At 32.5% G+C, this 22,600-nt stretch carries 13 protein-coding genes; 12 read left to right on the plus strand and 1 reads right to left on the minus strand.

Going from position 1 to position 22,600, the window contains the following annotated elements:
- Window positions 1-75: 75 nt before the first annotated feature.
- Both MBM09_RS08780 and MBM09_RS08785 read left to right on the plus strand, forming a co-directional pair.
- On the plus strand, window positions 76-1,527 hold the full coding sequence (locus MBM09_RS08780) for a glycoside hydrolase family 30 beta sandwich domain-containing protein (protein ID WP_238673329.1): 1,452 nt from the start codon (window positions 76-78) through the stop codon (window positions 1,525-1,527).
- Window positions 1,528-1,543: 16 nt separating this feature from the next.
- Complete coding sequence (locus MBM09_RS08785) at window positions 1,544-3,028, plus strand: glycoside hydrolase family 30 beta sandwich domain-containing protein (protein ID WP_238673330.1); 1,485 nt, start codon at window positions 1,544-1,546, stop codon at window positions 3,026-3,028.
- A gap of 207 nt (window positions 3,029-3,235) precedes the next feature.
- On the opposite strand, the gene MBM09_RS08790 is transcribed toward MBM09_RS08785, so the two are convergent.
- Complete coding sequence (locus tag MBM09_RS08790; protein WP_238673331.1) at window positions 3,236-3,925, minus strand: NUDIX domain-containing protein; 690 nt, start codon at window positions 3,923-3,925, stop codon at window positions 3,236-3,238.
- 171 nt (window positions 3,926-4,096) lie between these two features.
- On the opposite strand from MBM09_RS08790, the gene MBM09_RS08795 reads away from it, so the two are divergent.
- The 10 genes from MBM09_RS08795 to MBM09_RS08840 all read left to right on the plus strand — a co-directional run bounded on the left by MBM09_RS08795 (window position 4,097) and on the right by MBM09_RS08840 (window position 22,600).
- A complete protein-coding gene (locus MBM09_RS08795) occupies window positions 4,097-7,192 on the plus strand; it encodes a TonB-dependent receptor (RefSeq protein WP_238673332.1) in 3,096 nt (1,031 codons plus the stop codon).
- Between the two features lie 12 nt (window positions 7,193-7,204).
- Window positions 7,205-8,758: a RagB/SusD family nutrient uptake outer membrane protein gene (locus MBM09_RS08800; RefSeq protein WP_238673333.1), complete on the plus strand. Its 1,554-nt coding sequence runs from the start codon at window positions 7,205-7,207 to the stop codon at window positions 8,756-8,758.
- Between the two features lie 49 nt (window positions 8,759-8,807).
- Complete coding sequence (locus MBM09_RS08805) at window positions 8,808-12,311, plus strand: VCBS repeat-containing protein (RefSeq protein WP_238673334.1); 3,504 nt, start codon at window positions 8,808-8,810, stop codon at window positions 12,309-12,311.
- Window positions 12,312-12,398: 87 nt separating this feature from the next.
- The gene (locus tag MBM09_RS08810) at window positions 12,399-13,955 is read left to right on the plus strand and encodes an alpha-N-arabinofuranosidase (protein ID WP_238673335.1); all 1,557 of its coding nucleotides are present in this window, start codon (window positions 12,399-12,401) and stop codon (window positions 13,953-13,955) included.
- A gap of 11 nt (window positions 13,956-13,966) precedes the next feature.
- Window positions 13,967-15,487, plus strand: a complete 1,521-nt coding sequence (locus MBM09_RS08815) for an arabinan endo-1,5-alpha-L-arabinosidase (RefSeq protein ID WP_238673336.1) — start codon at window positions 13,967-13,969, stop codon at window positions 15,485-15,487.
- A gap of 108 nt (window positions 15,488-15,595) precedes the next feature.
- Window positions 15,596-16,516, plus strand: coding sequence for a glycoside hydrolase family 43 protein (locus tag MBM09_RS08820; protein ID WP_238676326.1), 921 nt, complete (start codon window positions 15,596-15,598; stop codon window positions 16,514-16,516).
- 5 nt (window positions 16,517-16,521) lie between these two features.
- The gene (locus tag MBM09_RS08825; protein ID WP_238673337.1) at window positions 16,522-17,508 is read left to right on the plus strand and encodes an arabinan endo-1,5-alpha-L-arabinosidase; all 987 of its coding nucleotides are present in this window, start codon (window positions 16,522-16,524) and stop codon (window positions 17,506-17,508) included.
- A 2-nt stretch (window positions 17,509-17,510) separates the two neighbouring features.
- Window positions 17,511-19,466: a glycoside hydrolase family 127 protein gene (locus tag MBM09_RS08830; protein WP_238673338.1), complete on the plus strand. Its 1,956-nt coding sequence runs from the start codon at window positions 17,511-17,513 to the stop codon at window positions 19,464-19,466.
- A gap of 21 nt (window positions 19,467-19,487) precedes the next feature.
- Complete coding sequence (locus tag MBM09_RS08835; RefSeq protein WP_238673339.1) at window positions 19,488-21,191, plus strand: beta-xylosidase; 1,704 nt, start codon at window positions 19,488-19,490, stop codon at window positions 21,189-21,191.
- A gap of 68 nt (window positions 21,192-21,259) precedes the next feature.
- Window positions 21,260-22,600, plus strand: coding sequence for an MFS transporter (locus tag MBM09_RS08840; protein WP_238673340.1), 1,341 nt, complete (start codon window positions 21,260-21,262; stop codon window positions 22,598-22,600).

A 22,600-nucleotide genomic window follows, 5' to 3' on the forward strand; every position in this document is an offset into this window, starting at 1 on the left:
ATGACTTTTATATGTTCAATAATATGCTAATAACTTACTGTTTATTCAATAATCAGTAATAACTAAATTATAATAATGAGATTAAATAAAATTTTAATGAATCATCCTGTTACACTTTTGATATTAAGTTTTTTACTAATAAAATGCTCTTCATCTGATTCATCTCAAAACGATCCAGATATAAATCCTCCTAATCAAAATATAACCCTTAGTAATGTAGATTTATACGTTACTAATCTTGACAAATCAGAGTTGTTTAAATTACAACCTACAAAAGTGCCTTTATTTAAAGAGAATATTAATTTCTCAATTACAGTAAATCCAGAGGTATCGTATCAAGTAATGGATGGTTTTGGATTTTCTTTAACTGGTGGTAGTGCAATGCATCTAAATAATATGTCTGATTCAGCACGAAATAATATTTTAAAGGAACTTTTTAGTGTGGATAATGTAGGCGTAAGCTATTTAAGGCTTAGTATAGGCGCATCAGATTTAGACCCAGAAGTATTTTCATATAACGATTTACCAGATGGTGAAACCGATGAAAATTTAACAAAGTTTTCAATTGAAAAAGATAAGGAAAATCTTATTCCAGTTTTAAAGGAAATTTTAGCAATTAATCCCGACATTAAAATTATGGGGTCTCCATGGTCTGCACCAATATGGATGAAAACAAATAATAATTCTATTGGAGGAAGTTTAAAACCAGAATATTATGCTGCATATGCTAATTACTTTGTAAAGTACATCCAAGCTTATAAAGCAGAAGGTATTTCTATAGATGCTATTACGGTTCAAAACGAACCTCTGCATGATGGTAACAACCCAAGCATGTACATGGAAGCGTTAAGTCAAGCCGAATTTGTAAAAAACCATTTAGGGCCTGCTTTTGAAGCGGCAAACATTAAAACAAAAATTGTGGTTTGGGATCATAATGCAGATAATCCAGCTTATCCTATGACAATATTTGCTGATGATGAAGCTAATAAATATATAGATGGTTCTGCATTTCATTTATATAATGGATCTATCGACAACCTAAGTGCGGTGCATAATACATACCCAAATAAAAGCCTATATTTTACAGAACAATGGGTAGGGGCTAACAGTGAGTTTGGAGGTAATTTATTGTGGCATACTAGAGAATTAATAGTTGGAGCAACCCGTAACTGGTGTAAAACGGTTTTAGAGTGGAATCTCGCCTCTAATTCTAACCTACAGCCTCATACTCCTGGAGGTTGTACAGAATGTTTAGGAGCCCTAACTATTGATGGCAATAACGTACAAAGAAATGTAGCTTACTATATTATTGCTCACGCTTCAAAATTTGTTAGACCTGGATCTCAAAGAATTTCTTCGAATTATTCATCAGACTTACCAAACGTCGCATTTAAAATACCTACTGGAAATATAGTAGTAATTGTTGTTAATAATACCGAAATAGATAAATCATTTAACATAAAAACTCCTGGAGAATCTATTTTAACATCTTTGAAAGGAGGAGCCGTTGGCACTTATGTATGGTAACAAAAAATTAATAATTATGATTAAAAAAACAATTTACATCTTTACAATTTCTCTATTAATATACTCTTGTAATAATAATAAAGGAAGTAATGATTTAACAGTTAAAGAAACCAATAAAACTGAAGAGATAGTTCCATTATTGGGAAAAGAAGTACTCATTTATACAACGGCACAAAATACAAACAAAAGGTTGTCTTTAGACTTAAAAAAAACATTTAAAAAGTCAAAGCAACCATTAGAAACTGAAATAGCAATTTTTGTTAATCCTGAAAAACAATTCCAAGAGTTTTTAGGAATAGGAGGAGCAATTACAGATGCATCTGCAGAGGTATTTTCAATTTTAAACAAAGACAAACAGGAAGAATTGTTAAAAGCCTATTATTCTGATGAAGGAATAAACTATAATATTATAAGAACGAGTATTCATAGTAGTGACTTTGGATTAGGAAGCCATACTTACATAAAAGAAGGTGATAAGGATCTTAAAACATTTTCCATAGCAAAAGACAAGGTAAAGCGCATACCTATGATTAAACGCGCACAAGCACTAATTAGTGATGATTTGGTGTTTTACGCAAGTCCATGGAGCCCACCAGCATTTATGAAAACCAATAACCATATGCTTCAAGGAGGTAAGTTATTACCAGAATTTAATCAAGCATGGGCAAACTACTATGTAAAATTTATTGAAGCTTATGAAGCTGAAGATATACCAGTTTGGGGTGTAACCATTCAAAATGAGCCCATGGCGGTTCAACGCTGGGAATCATGTATTTATACAGCAGAAGAAGAACGTGATTTTCTAAAAAATTATTTAGGTCCAACCTTCGAAAAAGCAGGAATGGCTGATAAAAATATAGTTGTTTGGGATCATAATAGAGATTTGCTATCCCATAGAGCTAATACAATTTTTGAAGATCCAGAAGCTACAAAATACGCTTGGGGAATTGGCTTTCATTGGTATGAAACTTGGACAGGTGGTGACCCTAAATATGATAATTTAGGAAGTGTAAAAGAATCATTTCCAACCAAAAATTTATTGTTTACAGAAGGTTGTCAAGAAAAATTTGATGCCTCTCAATATCAAAGGTGGTCTAATGCAGAACGCTACGGAAACTCTATGATAAATGATTTTAATCATGGTACTGTAGGTTGGACTGATTGGAATATATTGTTAGATCACACAGGAGGTCCAAATCATGTTAAAAATTTCTGCTTTGCGCCAATTCATGCAGATACTAGAACTAATGAACTCATTTATACTCCTACGTATTATTACATTGGGCACTTTTCAAAATTTATTAAACCAGGAGCTTTAAGAGTAAGTACTACAACAAGTAGGAGTACACTTGAAAGTACGACATTCAAAAACACTAATGGTTCTATGGTAACTGTTGTAATGAACAAAACAGACAGTAAAATAACCTATAATTTAATTGTTGAAGATGTTAAAGTATCGATGGTAATAGAACCTCATGCTATGCAATCTATAATCTATTAGAACGGTATTTGCTTAATTGATTAATTTGAAAAAGTAGCTCAATTTTTTTTAATTTTTGACTATTAGAGTAGTAATGCTATATTAAATCTATTTCATTACATTTTATAGGATAAATATTTTTATTTGTTTCTTTTATTATAATATTTATGATGCTAAAAAATTCCTTTTTTAAAAGGAAATAAATAATTAGAGTTTGATTGTTTGTTCTTATAACTTTAAGTAAAAGTTATTAATCTTCTTCTCATCATATTTCTTTTGGTCAAATTTATAAAGAAAAGAACCTTTAGTAGAAGAGGTCATATCTTTTTCTTTCAACTTTATTAATATATCCATAGAGTTTATCTTATTAATAAAGTTACGCTTATCTAATTCTTTATCTAGTATAGCTTCATATAGTTTTTGAAGTTGGCGCATAGTAAATTTTTCTGGTAAAAGTTCAAAACCTATAGGATTTATAGATGTTCTTCTTCTTAATCGCTTTATTGCCTTATCTAACATGGCATTGTGATCAAAAATTAAATTTGGAACTTTTGAAAGACTAAACCATTTAGCATTGTAATTCTCAATTAATTCTTCATTATGATTTTCAATATTTATAATAGAATAATATGAAGTAGAAATAGTTCGCTCTACAGGATCACGATCAACTTCACTAAAAGAATATAATTGTTCCATGTAAACATCATGCACACCTGTTAGTCTATTAAGTATTCTAGCTGCTGCATCATTAAGGGTTTCATTTTTTTTTAAAAACCCACCCATTAACGACCATTTACCACGTTCTGGTTCAAAATCTCTTTGAATTAGAAGTACTTTTAAATCTTCGTCATCAAAACCAAAAATTATACAATCTACCGCAAGAAAAACTTTATCTTCAGGATTATATCCAGCTATCATAAAAAAATTGTTTGGGCTAATATATGATTTTTTCGTTATATCAGTAAATTACTTTTTCTTACAAGTGTTAAAATTACATTTATAACTTAAAAAATTTGTTTATGTTAAATTTTTGTTATTATTTTACAAATGTTAAAACTACACTTATAAATTAACTTAAACTAAATGAGTATGATAACAACTAAAAAATTATCATTCGATTACAGGTGTTTTTGGCCTTCAAAAAAATGGCTAATGGCATTTGTGATTATGATTACATGTGCAAATTTAAATTTTGCTCAGGAAAAAAATATTAACGGTCTTGTTACTTCGGAAAGTGATGGGATGGCACTACCAGGAGTTAACGTATTGCTCCAAGGAACATCAAAAGGAGTCGTGACAGACTTTGATGGAAAGTATTCAATTAGTGCATCAGTAAATGATGTACTTGTATTTTCTTATTTAGGTTACATAACGAAAGAAATTACAATAGGAAGTTCAACCACTATAAATGTTTCACTTAGTGAAGATTTAACGTCTTTAGATGAAGTCGTTGTAGTTGGGTATGGTACTCAAAAGAAGTCTGATTTAACCGGTGCGGTTAGTTTAGTAGATACTCAAGAAATGACTAAACAAGCAACCAATGATGTTGCTCAAATGATGCAAGGGCGTGTTGCTGGTGTATCAGTTACTACAGATGGTCAGCCAGGGGCTAGCCCAAATATCCGTATCAGAGGTGTTGCTACATTTGGGCAAGGTGCAAGTGCAGAGCCTTTATTTGTTGTAGATGGCTTTACCATAACTGGTGGTATACGAGATATTAACCCTAATGATATTGAATCTATTCAGGTCTTAAAAGATGCAACTGCTGGTGCAATATATGGTAATAGAGCTGCAAACGGAGTAGTTATTATTACTACTAAGAGTGGTAAAAAAGGTAAAAAGTTTGCTATAGAACTTAATTCATATTATGGTGTTCAGAGCATTACACAAAAACTACCAGTTTTAGATAGAGCAGGGTATCAAATGATTAATGCGGAATTATTAACGAATGCTGGAGAGGCTATTGTACCTGGTAATGATCCTAATTCTCCTTTATTTATAGATGACATAGATACAGATTGGCAAGATGCAGGTTATAAAGATGGTTTTATAATGAATCATAACTTAAACTTTTCTGGTGGAACAGAAAGAACTAATTATTTTGTGTCGTTAGATTACCTAGATAACGAAGGTACTTTAGTGGGTACAGGTCCAGATTATAAACGTTACTCGTTTAGAGTGAATTCTGATACCCAGATAGGAAGATTCAACTTTGGAGAAAATTTATACTTAGTGCATTCTGATGAGAATCCATTATTTTTTACAACAACTATAAGTCTGCCAGGTGGTCGTCCATCATTAGTTAATGATTTGTTACAGGCGGCTCCAACTATACCGGTTTACGACCCTAACCGTCTTGGTGGTTTTGGTGGTGCAGATTCTACAATCCATCAGTCTATTACCTTAAATGTACCTGGTATAAATACCTTAATAGAAAACCAAACGAAAGTAAATAGAGTTTTGGCTAACTTTTATGCAGGTTACGAGTTGATAGATGGTTTAACTGTAAAAACAAGTTTACAATACGATAGAAGTAGTATAGAAGACCAATTGTTTGTGCCTCAGTATGATTTAGGATATTTCTTCCCTAATCCAACAGCACAATTACAAGTTGGAACAAGAAACTCTAGCTCTTTCTTGATTGAAAATACTATAAACTGGAAAAAGCAGTTTGGTAAGCATGATTTAAATGTTTTAGTAGGTCAAACTTATCAAAAGAATACTTTTAGAGAGGTAAGAGTTACAGGTGCTGGATTAGAAGAGCCTTACATTAAAAATTTAGGAAACGCAACAGATTTTAGTGTAACAGATTTCTTAGGTCCAAATTCTTTGAGCTCTTTTCTAGGAAGAATAAACTATACGTTTGATGATAAATATTTGTTAACGGCAAACATTAGACGTGATGGGTCATCAAAATTTAGAAAAGAATTGCGTTTTGAGTATTTCCCTTCTATAGGTTTGGGATGGAAATTGCATAACGAATTTGAACTTCCTGATTTCATAAATGAATTAAAATTAAGAGGAGGTATTGGAGAAGTAGGTAATCAAGAAATTGGAGACTTTAGATATCAAGGTACAGTTAATAGAGGGATTCCTTATAGTTTTGCTTTTGGCCGCGGTATAGGAGCGGCAGTTTCTGCAGTTATAGACAAAGATATTAAATGGGAAACACGTGTAACTAGGAGTATTGGTTTAGATGCTTCTTTTTGGAATGGTAACTTAGACTTCACAGCAGAATACTATTCCAATACTTCTAATGATGTACTGACCTCAGTGAGAATTCCATTTGCAGTTGGTTCTTTACCAGCAGACATATTTACTAATGCAGGTTCTTTACGAAACTCGGGGGTTGAACTATCCGCAGTTATTAGAAAACAATTTGGGGATTTCAACTTAGAAATAGCTCCTAATTTCTACACTGTTAAGAATGAAGTATTAGAAATTGGAGGTACAACAGGAATAATTAACGGAACCGGTGCTAGAACTGAAGTTGGAAGATCATTAGGAGAGCACTATGGTTGGGTTTATGATGGTATTTTTCAATCTGCTCAAGAAGTAACCGATGCGCCATTCCAAACACCTGGCACATCTGCTGGAGATATAAGATTTAAAGATATTAGCGGTCCTGATGGAATACCTGATGGTGTTATTAATGACGATGATAGAACATATTTAGGAAAAGGTTTACCAACATATTACTATGGTCTTAACATTACTGCCAACTATAAAAATTTCGATTTTACCATATTTGGTCAAGGTAGTGGTGGTAACTTAATTAATAGCAACTTATATCGCGGGTTGATGCCAACTTCTGGTTATACCAACTGGCATGAAGATATTTTAAATCGTTGGACACCTACCAATACAAATACTAATGTACCACGAGTAGTGTTTTTAGATCCTAATAATAATGGTAGAGATTCGAACAGACCCGGATGGTTACAAAAGGGAGATTATTTCAGAATCAATACTATTTCTTTAGGGTATTCTTTACCAGATGATTTAGTATCTAAGTTACATTTATCTAAAGCTAGATTTTATGTGACTTTACAGAATGTGGCGGTTATTTCTGAATATAAAGGTTATAACCCAGATTTCCAATCAGGAATACTTAATCCTGGATTCGATTTTGGTACGTTTCCAAGACCAATGACTTCAATGTTAGGTGTACAATTAAAATTTTAAATGTTACGAAAAATGAAAAAATACAAAACAAAAATAGTTTTACTAGCACTTACAGCAGCCTTATTTTGTGGGTGTGAAAAGGAACTGGAAATAGTAAATCCAAACCAATTGGCTTCAGAAGCCTATTATACAAATCAAGATCAAGCCATAGCTTCTGTTGATGCAGTTTATAACGCATTAATAATTGATGGTACTTTTCAGCGAATGACTCCAGCTGTTAATGATAGCAGAAGTGATGAAATTAGGTCAAGAAGTCCATGGGCTTTTCTATCTCAAACAGCCAACTTTACAGTACCAGCTACAGATGGTGCTGTAGGATGGTGTTATGAAGGCTACTATGTATTAATTAATCGTGCAAATCAAGCTTTAGAAAATGTACCGAATGTTGAAGATGTAGATTCAGGTTTAAAAGACCGTTTATTAGGGCAAGCTTATTTTTTAAGAGCCTTGGCTTATTTTAACTTAACTAACATTTTTGATAACGTACCTCTTTTACTTACGGTACCAAAGTCAGGTGATGATTTTTATCCTTCTAATCAAGATGTGACTCAAGAAATGATTTACGCTCAGGTTGAAGCAGATTTAATTGAAGCTATTGCTAAACTACCTGTAAATTATGCCTCAGTAAGTGGGCCAGATACAGGTCAAGTTGGTAGAGCTACAAAAGGTGCAGCCCAATCTCTTATGGGAAAACTTAAATTATATCAAGGATTACATGATGAAGCATTACCTTATTTTCAGGAAGTTGTAAACTCTCAAGAGTATGAGTTGTCAGATAATTATGGTGGTTTATTTTCGCAAGACCCAGGAATTGAAGCAGCTAATCCTGGAAGAATATTTTGGGCAGAATTTACACAAAGTCAAAATTCAGATTTAAACTGGGGAGGCGATCCAAACGTAAATTGGAGACAGTTTCTTGCTGTATCTCCAACTTACTCTGGTGCCGATTTTTACGATTATTTTCCAACACAATTTTTAGTTGATGAATTATCACAAGAAAGAACAGTTGATGATGAAATAGATCCCCGTTTCTCAGCTACAATTTTGTCTTATCAGCCAGATGAAGGTTTAACGCAAGCTTATGGGACAGATTATTTTTTAGATCCTAATTTATTTTATATAGCAAAATACACATTAGCAAATGAAGGTGGAGACCCTTTTACAAGTGGTATTAATTATCATGTTATACGTTTTGCCGATGTTTTATTAATGTATGCAGAATGTTTAGCAAACACAGGTAATATTCCATTAGCTGCAGCGCAAGTACAACGTGTAAGAGACAGAGCGAATTTACCAGATAGAGAAGCGGAATTTGCAGGATATGCTTTACCTCAGTTTATGGAACAGTTAGCACACGAACGTCTTACTGAACTTGCTATAGAAGGTTCAAGATATCAAGATTTAAAACGTTGGGGCTGGTTAGATGATACTAATAAGTTAAATGAACTTAAGGCACATGATCCAGAGTTTAACACGTTTGTACCTAATCGTAAATATCAACCTATTGTTCAAGAAGAACTAGATCGTAATCCTAATATGGTTGGTAACGCTGCGAATCAAGGTTAAGAATAGAAGTTTAGTTTTAGTAATAATTTGTTTTTAAAAAAATTGATGCTTGAAAGTTATAGGCAACATAGTTGTTTTGTTTATTGTATGTCTTACAGTTGGTTGTAATAAAAGCGGTGAGAACAGTACATTATTTCAACGCGTTAGTGCTAATTATTCAGGCATCAATTTTAAAAATGAAATTTCTACTAATGACTCAATAAATATTTTAAATTATGAATACCTATATAATGGAGGAGGAGTAGGCATAGGATATTTTAATAATGATAATTTACCAGATGTTTTTTTTACAGGTAATATTAGTAAAAGTAGAATCTATATTAATAAAGGAGAACTAAAATTTGAAGATATTACTGAAACATCAAAAATTAATACCAAAGGTAAATGGTGTACTGGTATTAGTGTTATTGATATAAACCAAGATGGTTTAGATGATTTATATATATCAGTTGGTGGAATGGGAAACAAAAATAAGTTTCCCAATTTACTTTATATAAACAATGGTGATTTAACATTTACAGAATCTGCGGCACAATATGGACTTGCAGACAAAGGAGAATCCATACAATCAATTTTTTTTGATTATGATTTGGATGGTGATTTAGATATGTACTTACTTACTGGCGGAGGTTTTGAAAATTCAGCAATTAATGTTCGCCCGATGCTTAAGAATGGTAGTAGTAGAAATACAGACAGGCTTTATAGAAATGATTTTAATAAGAGTTTAGGTCATCCTGTTTTTACAGACGTTTCTAATGAAGCTGGAATTAACATAGAAGGTTTTGGATTAGGTGTTTCTGTTTTTGATGTAAATAATGACGGTTGGCCAGATTTGTATATTTCTAATGATTATTTGTCAAAAGATTTACTTTATGTGAATCAACAAAATGGAAGTTTTAAAGAGTTAGGGCATGATTATTTCGGTCATTCAAGTCACTTCTCTATGGGTAACGATATCGCAGATATTAATAATGATGGTTTCTTAGACATTGTAACCATGGATATGCTGCCAGAAAATGTAAAAAGAAGAAAATTAATGTCTGGTGCTAATTCATATGACATATTTCAAATAGCCTTAAGATTTGGTTATGGACATCAACACATGCGAAATATGCTTCAACTCAATAATGGAAATAAAACTTTTAGTGAAATTGGTCAATTAGCAGGTATTGATAAAACAGATTGGAGTTGGGCTCCTTTACTAGCAGATTTTGACAACGATGGCTATAATGATTTATATATAACCAATGGTTTTGGAAAAGATATTACTGATATGGATTTTGTGAAATTCAGACAAAGTAAAGCATCATCGTTTAAAAATATAGAGAATATTAAAAAATCGGTAATAGACTGTTTATATTACAGACCAGCAATTAAAGTTGCTAATTATGCTTATAAAAATAATGGTAATTTAACTTTTAACAAGGTAACAGAAAATTGGGGATTTAATGAGGAATCTATATCTAATGGAGCAGCTTATGCTGATTTGGATCTTGATGGTGATTTAGATTTGCTTGTAAATAACATTAATCAAATAGCATTCGTTTACAAGAATACTATAAATGATAAAAAAATAAAATCATCAAATTATCTTCAAGTAATCTTAGAAGGAAATCCTAAAAACCAAAAAGGTATCGGAGCAGAGGTTACCTTATATGCTAATGATATAAAACAAACAAAATATAATCAACCTGTAAAAGGTTTTCAAAGCACTATTGATAGTAAACTTCATTTTGGTCTTAACAATAACAATAGAATTGATAGTTTAATTGTTAAATGGCCAGATGGAAAAGTTAGCATTAAAGAAAATGTTGATATTAATACTTTAATTAAAGTAAAATATACCAATACATTACCTGAAGTAACTACTACTAGAACAAGTAAAGGAAAAACTTTTTTCTATAAAGATTCAATCATTCAACATATACATAAAGAACGTTACTATAATGATTATGCTACACAATTACTACTAATGCAAGGTTATTCTAATCAAGGACCTGGTTTGGCTGTAGGTGATTTAAACAATGATGGTTTAGAAGATATTTTTGTTGCTGGAGCATATGGTTCTAATTCAACAATTCTCTATCAAAATAAAAAGGGTAATTTCGAAACTACTGAAATACTAAATACTCAGATATATGAAGATGAAGGTGCTCTAATTTTTGATGCAAATAATGATGGTCTTCAAGATTTATATGTTGTTAGTGGTGGCTCAGAAAGATATGATGGACATAAAAGTTATCAAGACAGAATATATTATAATGATGGTAATAAACTTATAGAAGGAACTCTTCCAACAATGCTTACAAGTACTTCAACAATTACTGGAGGCGACTATGATAATGATGGTGATATTGATCTATTTATTGGAGGTCGCATTACTCCTGGTAAATTTCCTAAAGCACCTAAAAGTTATATTTTAGAAAATAATTCTGGAAGTTTTACAGATGTAACAAATATAGTATGTCCGTTTTTAAATGATGCAGGTATGATTACATCTGCAGTATGGACAGATTTTAATAATGATACAAATTTAGATTTGGTTATTGTTGGTGAGTTTATGCCAATTACCTTTTTACAAGGTACCGGTAAACAACTCAAAAATATTTCAGAAAACACTACTTTATCACAAACCACCGGATTATGGAACAGTATACAATCTGGTGATTTTGATAATGATGGTGATATAGATTTTGTTGCTGGAAATCTAGGGTTAAATTCAATTATTAAATCCACCAAAAATCATCCTTTTAAACTAGATTATGCAGATTTTGATAATAATGGTTTTATAGACCCAATTTATTCAAAATATGAAGATGGAAATTATTATCCTGTAGCATCATTGGATAATCTTACACAACAGTTACCTCAACTAAAAAAGAAATTTTTGTACTATAATACTTTTGCAACATCTACAACAGATGATATAATAAGTTTATTCAATACACCATATAAAACATTAGAAGTACAAGAACTTAAGAGCTCTTATATAGAGAATTTAGGCAATAATAACTTTTCAATTTCAGAATTACCCTTAGAAGTACAAATATCTCCTGTTAATGGTATTCTTTCAGAAGATATTAACAATGATGGTTTGTTAGATATCATATTAGTTGGAAACAACTATAATACAGAAGTAAATGGGGGTAGATATGATGCTTCAATAGGTAATGTTCTTTTAAACAATGGTAAAGGAGAATTCAATATAATTAATAATAAAAAATCTGGATTATCAATTATTGGAGATTCAAAAAGTATTGTAAAAGTAAATGTAAAAAATAAATCCTTGGTTGTTGTAGGTATAAATAATAGCGTGATTAATTCATTTGTTTTAGAAAAGGAAAAAAATGGTCATTTAGAACCAAAGAATAATGAAGTATATGCTCTAATCACATTTATAGATGGAGGAACTAGGAAAATAGAATTTACTTTAGGAGGAGGATATTTATCTCAATCTTCAAAGGCAATAGATATAAGTTCAAAAATGGAGAAAATAACATTTTATAATAAATCAGGAGATATAACACGCTCACTTGATTTAACAACAAAGTAAAAATTAGTTTGATTATTTGAGTTAGTCAAATTTCCTATGGCAAGTTTTAAAGCTTCTTGCCATAGGATAAAATTTAAAAAATAAATTATGAATAGAACACTATTAAAACTTAGACAAACATTTATTGTTTTTTTTATCACTGTTATTGGTTTCTCACAAAGTGATAAAACAGTAATAGAAATTAAAAACGATGATGAATCGCCTATTATTAGCAAACATATTTATGGACATTTTGCAGAACATTTAGGACGATGTATTTATGATGGTATTTATGTAGGTGAAAATAGTAAAATACCAAATACTAATGGTGTAAGAAATGATATTATAGATGCTTTAAAAGCTATTAAAATACCTAATTTACGCTGGCCGGGTGGTTGTTTTGCCGATACATATCACTGGAAAGATGGTGTAGGACCTAAAAAAGATAGACCATCAATGGTTAATAGATGGTGGGGAGGCGTTGTTGAAGATAATAGCTTTGGAACCCATGATTTTTTAAATCTATGTGAGGTATTAGGAACAGAACCATATTTAGCAGCTAATGTGGGGAGTAGTACAGTAAAAGATTTTACCGAATATATACAGTACGTAGGGCATAAGGAAGGAAGTCCAATGTCTGACTACAGAATTGAAAACGGAAGAAAAGAACCTTGGAAAGTTAAATATTGGGGAGTTGGTAACGAAATGTGGGGCTGTGGAGGTAACATGACACCAGAGCATTATGCTAATATTTATAGGCAATATGCTACTTTTATGACAGATTGGACTAATAGCGATGGACTTTTTAGAATTGCATCAGGAGCTAATGTAGCAGATTACCACTGGACAGAAGTGTTAATGAGAGACATACCAAAATTTTTAATTGAAGGTGTTGCTTTACATTCTTACTCTTTTGTGGAATGGAATAAAAAAGGGTCATCTACAAAATTTAACGAAGCTCAATATTTTTCAACTATGCAAACTGCTCTTAAAATGGAAGAGTTAATAATCAAGCATACGGCAATTATGGATAAATACGATCCTAAAAATGAAATTGCTTTAATAGTTGATGAATGGGGTGGTTGGTATGAAGTTGAAGAAGGAACTAATCCTGGTTTTTTATACCAACAAAATACTATACGAGATGCTATGATTGCAGGTACTACCCTTAATATCTTTAATAACCATAGCGATAGAGTTAAAATGGCAAATTTAGCTCAAACAGTTAATGTTTTACAAGCGGTAATATTAACCGAAGGTGAAAAAATGTTGTTAACACCAACTTATCATGTAATGAAAATGTATACTGTTCACCATGATGCAAAACTTTTACCATTATCTTTTACTTCACCATCATATGAATTTAATAATGAATCACTTCCAGCGATTTCTGCTTCTGCCTCAAAAGATAAAGATGGAGTTGTACACATATCTTTAGTTAATATCGATTCTAGTAAGGAAAACACATTAGAAATAGATTGCTCAAACCTTGACATAAAAGATTTTACAGGCAGTATTTTAACATCAAAAAATCTTCAAGATCATAATACTTTTGATAACCCTACAAAAATTCAAACCACAACATTTAAAGATTTTAAGTTCAAAAAAGGAAAGTTAAAGATAATATTACCACCATTTTCAGTAGTGATTTTAGAAAGCAAGTAATATATTTTGTTATGAATAAAAGAAAATTTAATTTTAAATTTATAGTAATACTGGGGTTGTTTTTAATAACACTTTTGGTAAGTTGTTCTAAAGATGATCCAGTTGGAGGGCAAGGTACACCAAACCCAACTCCAACCCCCGATCCCGATCCTGAACCTACTACAACAGTTTACACAGTAGATAACATATCAGACACTTATTACGATGTTGCAGGTGTCGAGAATATAGCTAATTGGGGACCATATAATGTTCACGATCCTTCGATAATTAAAGAGGGAGGCACATATTATTGTTATAATACAGATGTATCATTTGGTTCTGATGTTAGACCTGGTATTCAAATCCGTAAATCCACAGATTTAATCAACTGGGAGTGGGTAGGTTGGGTTTTTAATGCTTTACCTTCAAAGGGAAGTGCTTTTATTCAGAGTAAAGGTACTCAACCGTTTAACTCGTTATGGGCACCATATGTTATGAAAGTAGGAAGTGAATTTCGATTATATTATTCATTATCCTCAGAAGTAGGTAGGCTGAGCGTTATCGGTTTAGCAACATCTGATAGTCCCGAAGGACCATGGTTAGAAAAAGATTTGGTAGTAACTTCTGAAGCAGATGGATCTATTCAAACAAATGCTATAGATCCTGCTGTAGTTGTAACACCTGCTGGAGAACATTGGTTTTATTATGGTTCAGCATGGGATGGTATTTATAAATTAAAATTAGATCCAACAACAGGTCTTAATGCCGTAAATGGAGATAAAGGAACTCGAATTGCACAACGTGGTTTTACAGGAGGAACGGTTAATGGAAATATTGAAGGACCTGAGGTTATATACAATGAGCAACAACAAAAATATTACATGTTTATAGCCTATGATTGGTTACAAACTAAATACAATGTAAGAGTTGGTAGAAGTGATAATCCTGATGGACCATTTTATGACTATAATGGATTAGATATAAATACTGAGGTAGATAATACTCCAATGATTTTAGCGCCATATAGATTTAATGATCATTCAGGTTGGCAAGGTGTTTCTCATCCTGGTGTTTTTAATGATGGTAATGGACAGTATTACATGGCGCACCAAGGAAGACCGGGTGAAAATAGTTTTTTTATGGTTTTACATGTTAGAAAAATTCATTGGACCGAAGATGGTTGGCCAATTGTATCACCTGAAAGATATGCAGCAGTGGAACAAGAAACAATTTCAGAGTCAGATCTCATTGGAAATTACGAGGAAATTATATTAGGGTATTCTGTTACACCTGGATATGCAGATGAACAACTTAGTGCAGATTTTCAGTATTCCATAAATTTAGAAATAAATGCTGATGGTTCAATAAATGGAGACACCAATAATTCATGGACATATACTGCGCCTTGGTTAACACTAAATTGGTCTAGCGGTTTTACAGATAAGTTATATGTAGAAAAAGGTAGAGATTGGGAAAATAAGATAGCTTCAACAATTTTATTATCTGGTTTAAATAATGAAGGTACCGCTGTTTGGGGTAAAAAAATAAATTAAATAATATATAAATTGAATAGCAGAAATATAATATTAAGCTTTTACTCAACAGTAATAATAAGCCTTTCTTTTTTTTCATGTAAAAATGAAGTTAAGCAAGAAGAGTCTATTTTAACAAAAGTCGAAACTAATACTAAAGAAAAAGCAATTAACAATCCAATAATTACTGATGTGTTTACTGCAGATCCTGCAGCTATCGTACATAATGATACAGTATATCTATATGCAGGACATGATGAAGCTCCAAACGATTTCAACTTTTATAAAATGAATGAATGGCTCGTGTTTTCATCTACAAATATGGTCGATTGGGAGTCGCATCCTGTTCCTCTTAAAGTGTCCGATTTTAAATGGGCAATTGCAGATGCTTGGGCAGCACAAGTGATAGAACGTAACGGAAAATTCTTTTGGTATGTAACCGTAGAACATAATGAATCTAATTACGGAAAAGCAATAGGTGTTGCGGTTTCAGACAGTCCTACAGGGCCTTTTAAAGACGCTTTGGGTAAAGCTTTAATTACTAATGATATGACCAAAGCAACAGATATTCGTTGGGACGATATAGATCCATCAGTAATTATTGATGATGATGGTCAAGCATATCTTTTCTGGGGAAACACAGCCTGCTATTATGCAAAACTTAAAGACAATATGATTGAGTTAGATGGTGACATTAAAACCATAGACTTACCAAACTTTACAGAAGCACCTTGGATTCATAAAAAAGGAGATTGGTACTATTTATCATATGCATATCAATTTCCAGAGAAAACTGCTTATGCAATGAGTAAATCTATTGAAGGTCCTTGGGAATATAAGGGTATTCTTAACGAATTAGCTGGTAATACAAACACTAACCATCAGGCGATTATTGAATATAAAGGTGAAGATTATTTTATCTATCATACTGGCGGTATTCAACCAAATGGTGGAAGTTTTAGACGTTCAGTATGTATTGACAAATTAAATTACAATGAAGACGGAACACTTCAACGTGTTATTATGACTTCAGAAGGCATTCAAAAATAAAAATTATGAAACTAATAAACCATTACGCAGCACTAATTGTTTTTTTTATATCCATTATTTCTTGTGCACAAACCGATAAACCAATAACTCATGATCCTGTTGTGGCAAAACAAGGCGATACTTATTATTTGTTTTGTACTGGACCAGGAATTACAAGTTTCACTTCAAAAGATTTAAAAACTTGGACAAAAGCAGATCGTGTATTTGCGGAAAGTCCAACATGGGCAAAAGATGTAGCACCTGGTTTTAATGGTCATATCTGGGCACCAGATATTACACTTCATAACGGAATGTATTATTTATATTATTCAATTTCAGCTTTCGGAAAAAACACCTCTGCAATTGGGTTAGTAACCAATTCTACATTGAATCCAGAAGACAAAAATTACAAATGGGAAGATCAAGGTATTGTTATTCAATCTGTACCAAACAGAGATTTATGGAATGCAATTGATCCAAATTTAATATTTGATGAAAACGGTACACCTTGGATGTCTTTCGGTTCATTTTGGAGCGGATTAAAAATGGTAAAGATGAATCCTGATTTGAAATCAGTTGCTCAACCTGAAGAATGGCACACCATTGCAAGACGAGATAGAGATAAAGGTTTAGATGATGACGATCCAGGAAATGCAGCTTTAGAAGGGCCTTTTATTTTTAAAAAAGGTGAATACTACTATCAATTTTTGTCTTGGGATTTTTGCTGTCGTGGTGAAAATAGTACCTATAAATTGGTGGTTGGACGTTCAAAAACAGTTACAGGACCTTATGTTGATAAAGATGGAAAAAAACTCATAGCAGGTGGAGGCTCTTTAGTAATTGAAGGAAACAAAAACTGGTATGGTGTAGGGCATAATAGTGTATTTACTTTTAATGGTAAAGATTACACCTTTATGCATGGTTATGATGCCAGTGATAATGGTAAGCCAAAATTAATTGTCAAAGAAATTACTTGGGTTGATGGTTGGCCAACAGTAAAGCCAATGGATTAATTATGAAGCTATCAAAATACATATTTATTTTATCAATCGCACTTGTTTTACTCAACTGTAAGTCAGATAAAAATGACGTTGCTAAAGCAGATGAAACAAAAACTGGCTATCAAATTGAACCAGTAGATATTCAACATGTAAAAGTAACAGATGAGTTTTGGTTGCCTATTATAAAACGTGTTCAAGAGAAGACTATAGAATATGCCATAACTAAATGCGAAGAAGAAGGTCGTTTAGATAATTTTTTGATTGCTGGCGGACAAATGGAAGGCGAAGTAAAAGGAGCGATGCCTTTTGATGATACCGATGTTTATAAGATTATAGAAGGAGCTTCAAATTCATTGATTAGTGCTCCAAATAAAGAGTTGGAAACCGTTTTAGATTCTTTGGTAAGCATCATAAAAGTTGGTCAAGAAGCAGATGGGTACTTAACCACTTGGCGCACAATAAATCCTGCAAAACCACCAGCACATTGGGTTAAAACTGAAAAAGGCGTACGATGGGATGGTTTATTTATGAGTCATGAGTTGTATAACGCAGGTCATTTATACGAAGCAGCTGCAGTACATTACAAAGCCACAGGTAAACGTAATTTTTTAGATATAGCTTTAAAAAATGCTGATTTAATGGTGAAAACTTTTGGTGAAGGCGAGCAAAAAATTCAAGCAGTTCCTGGACATCAAATTATAGAAACGGGATTAATTAAATTGTATCAAATCACGGGTAAAGAGGATTATTTAAATCTTGCAAAGTACTTTTTGGATAATCGTGGAAATCCTGAAAACCATGAGTTATTTGGTCCATATTCGCAAGATCATATTCCAGTGGTTCAGCAAACAGAAGTAACAGGTCATTCTGTGAGAGCGGTTTATATGTATGCAGCCATGACAGATATTGCGGCTATAAAAAAAGATTCGCTATACGAAAAAGCATCGTACAATCTTTGGGAAAATATGGTTGGTAAAAAAATGTATATCACTGGAGGTATTGGTGCTAAACATGATGGAGAACAGTTTGGAGATAATTATGAGTTGCCAAACCTTACTGCATATAGCGAAACCTGTGCAGCTATTGGGAGTGTGTATTGGAACCACAAACTACATCAGTTAACGGGTGATGTTAAATATCTTGATGTATTAGAACGTACCCTTTATAATGGCTTAATTTCAGGATTATCGCTAGATGGAACTAACTTTTTCTATCCTAATGCTTTAGAATCTGATGGTGTTTATAAATCCAATCGTGGCTCATGTACACGTCAATCTTGGTTTGATTGTTCATGCTGTCCAACCAATGTTATTCGTTTTGTGCCATCAATTCCAGGTTTGATTTATTCAAAAAGTAAAAACACAGTTTACGTTAACTTATATGCAACCAACAATGCAACCATCAATTTAGATGGGAAAACAGTTAAAGTAACCCAACAAACATCTTACCCTTGGAACGGAACAGTAAACATCACTGTTGATGCAAATTCTGAAGTTACAGTTAAATTTAGAGTTCCAGGTTGGAGTAGAAACGAAGTGTTACCTAGTGATTTATACACGTATTCAAATATTTCTAACGCAAAACCAACACTTAGTATTAATGGAAAAAAAGTAGAAACTTCAATAAGAGGTGGCTATTTTGAAGTAACTAGAAATTGGAAAGCAGATGACAACATTGAAATAATTTTCCCAATGGAAGTTAGAACCGTTAAAGCTAACGATAAAGTTGTAGAAGATAGAGGTAAACTATCCTTAGAGTATGGACCATTAGTATATGCAGTAGAAGAGGTTGATAATACAAAATTCGATAAAATTACGGTGTCACCTAACGACAAATTTACTGTTCAAAAGCAAAATATTTTAGAGGGTGTTAATACTATTTCGAATGAAAATTTAAAAGCCATTCCTTACTATGCTTGGTCTAACAGAGGAGTAAATAAGATGAAGGTATGGTTGCCAATCAAAGAGTAATTTTTAAATAATTTAGTTAGTGTGATAAAAACCAAGTACATTTTTAAAATTTTATTTTTTATTGGGGTTTGCCTATTTCAATTTTCAGGAAATGGTCAGGAAAAACCATTAGAAATAAAAATTGACGCAAATGAAGAAATAGGGACAATGAAACCTATCTGGTCTTGGTGGGGTTATGACGAACCTAACTATACTTACATGAAAGACGGAAAAAAACTGCTTTCTGAGATTGCTTCATTTAGTCCGGTTCCTGTTTTTATTCGCACCCACAGTTTGTTGGTAACAGGTGAAGGTACTCATGCACTTAAATGGGGTTCAACTAATGCTTATACCGAAGATGAAAACGGAAACCCAATTTATGATTGGACTATTGTCGATAGAATATTTGATACTTACATTGAAAGAGGTATGAAACCTTTTGCCCAAATAGGTTTTATGCCAGAAGCATTATCAGCAAAACCTGAACCATATCGTCATTATTGGAAACCTGGTGCGAAATATGAAGATATTTATACCGGATGGGCATACCCACCAAAAGATTATGAAAAATGGGCAGAATTGGTTTATCAATGGGTTTCACATTGTGTGGAGCGATATGGTAAGGAAGAAGTAGAGAGTTGGTACTGGGAACTTTGGAACGAGCCGAATATTGGCTATTGGCAAGGTACAACCGAAGAATACATTAAACTTTATGACTACAGCGCCGATGCGGTAAAAAGAGCATTGCCAACAGCAAAAATGGGAGGACCAGAAACTACAGGCCCTAGATGGGACGTTGCAGAAGAATTTTTGCGCACTTTTTTAGATCATGTTAAAAGTGGGAAAAACTATGTAACTGGAGAAATTGGGTCTCCACTTGATTTTATAACGTTTCATGCTAAAGGAAGCCCTAAAGTGGTTGATGGGATGGTTCAAATGAATATGGGTGCACAGTTGAGTGATATTAGTAAAGGCTTTGAAATTGTAGCTTCATATCCAGAATTTAAAGACTTACCTATTATTATTGGTGAATCTGATCCTGAAGGTTGTGCCGCATGTTCAGAAGCCGATTATCCACATAATGCTTATAGAAATGGAACTATGTATGCCAGTTATACTGCTGCATCATTTTCAAGAAAATACGAATTGGCTGATCATTTTGGTGTAAATCTTTTAGGGGCTGTAACTTGGGGTTTTGAGTTTGAAAACCAACCTTGGTATGCTGGTTTTAGAGACATGGCTACTAATGGTGTAGATAAACCAGTGTTAAATGTTTTCAGGATGTTTGGTATGATGGAAGGGCAGAGAATAAAAGTAAATCAGGAAAACTTATCTTATGATTTTTTAAAAGTTAGAGACGAAAGTGTAAGAGGAGAAAACCCAGATATTAATGCTATTGCCTCAAAAAGTGAAAATTCTATAACTGTCATGGTTTGGAATTATCATGATAATAATGATTTGGATGTACCTTCTTCTTTAGTGAATTTAACCATTGATAATGTTCCATCAAAAAAAGTTTTGATAAATCATTACAGGGTAGATCAAGAGTTAAGTAATTCATACACACTCTGGAAAAAAATGGGCTCACCTCAAAACCCAACAAAAAGTCAAATAGAAAGCCTTGAAAAAGCAGGCCAGTTACAAATTTATTCTTCACCTGAATGGAAAAGTATTGATGAAGGAAAAGTAAGTATTGAATTAAACATGCCAAGACAAGCAATTTCATTAATAAGATTAACCTTTTAATAAAATCAACTAAAATAACAGAATTGATTGTTTTAATTAACGATTTAAAATTAAATCACTAAAAAGAAATGAAATCAGATAATCAAAAATTAAGCATTTTAGAAAAAATAGGATATGGTTCTGGTGATGCAGCAGTAAACGTTGTAATCTCTTCTATGTTTCTTATTATTACATTTTTTTACACAGATGTATATGGTCTAAAAGCAACAGATATGGCATTAATGTTTCTTTTAGTAAGGTTTATTGATGCAATAACCGATCCTCTTATGGGATTAATAACCGATAAATTCACAACAAAATGGGGTCGATACAGACATTATTTTCTGTATTTATCTGTGCCTTTTGGTTTATCTGTTTTTTTAACATTCACAACACCAGGTTTTGATTATACAGGTAAATTAATATATGCTTACATCACATATATTTTTGTAACTATCATGTTTACATCAGTTACAATACCTTATATTTCATTAATAAGTGTGTTAACTAGCGATCCAAAAGAAAAGTTATCTGCCAATGGTTATCGTTTATTCTTTGCAAAAATAGCTGCTTTTTTAGTTTCTATAGTTGTGCCAATTTTAGCAGAAAAACTAGGTAAAAATGATATAGCAAGAGGATATCAATTAGCTATGGGTTTAATGGCACTTATGGGTACACTTCTTTTCTTATTTAGTTTCTTTACTACTAAAGAACGTGTAGAACATGTTGTAGATAAAACACCTTTGTTTGAGCAATTCAAGTTGTTGATTAAAAACGGACAATGGACCCTCTTATTTGGTGTTTGTTTTACAGGAACTGTTGGTTATGTTATTCGAGGTTCAGTAGCAATTTTCTATGCCAAATATTTCCTTGGAGGAGATGCAAGCGTACAGTCTACTTTTATGGCTACTGGAGTAGTAGCAGCAATTTTAGCAATGCCAGCATCAACATTTATTACCAAAGTATACTGCAAGGTAAAAATGTTCAAATACACGCAGCTAGCTGTTGGTATAATTAGTTTAGTTATGTTCTTTGTTATTAAACCAGGTGATATGGTTTTAGCTTACATATTGTATTTTATCTTATCTTTTGTGGTCGATTTACATGCACCAGTTTTTTGGTCAGCAATTGCAGAAGCTGTTGATTACGGACACGCAGAATCTGGAAAACGTGTTTCAGGTTTGTCTTTTGGAGGTATTTCATTTGCTCAAAAAGCAGGAATGGGAATAGCTGGTGCAACAGTTGGGTATTTGCTAGACTTTTTTGGCTACATTCCAGATGCTGTACAAAGTGAAACAGCATTAGTAGGTTTAGCCTTAATGCTTACTATTATTCCAGGTGTTTTTCATGTGATTATGGGATTGTTGATGTTTCGATATAAAATCACAGATACTTATTATGAGAAAATCAAACTAAAATTAAATATATAA

Origin of the sequence: Flaviramulus sp. BrNp1-15, assembly GCF_022259695.1 — a bacterium.
Taxonomy (GTDB): Bacteria; Bacteroidota; Bacteroidia; order Flavobacteriales; family Flavobacteriaceae; genus BrNp1-15.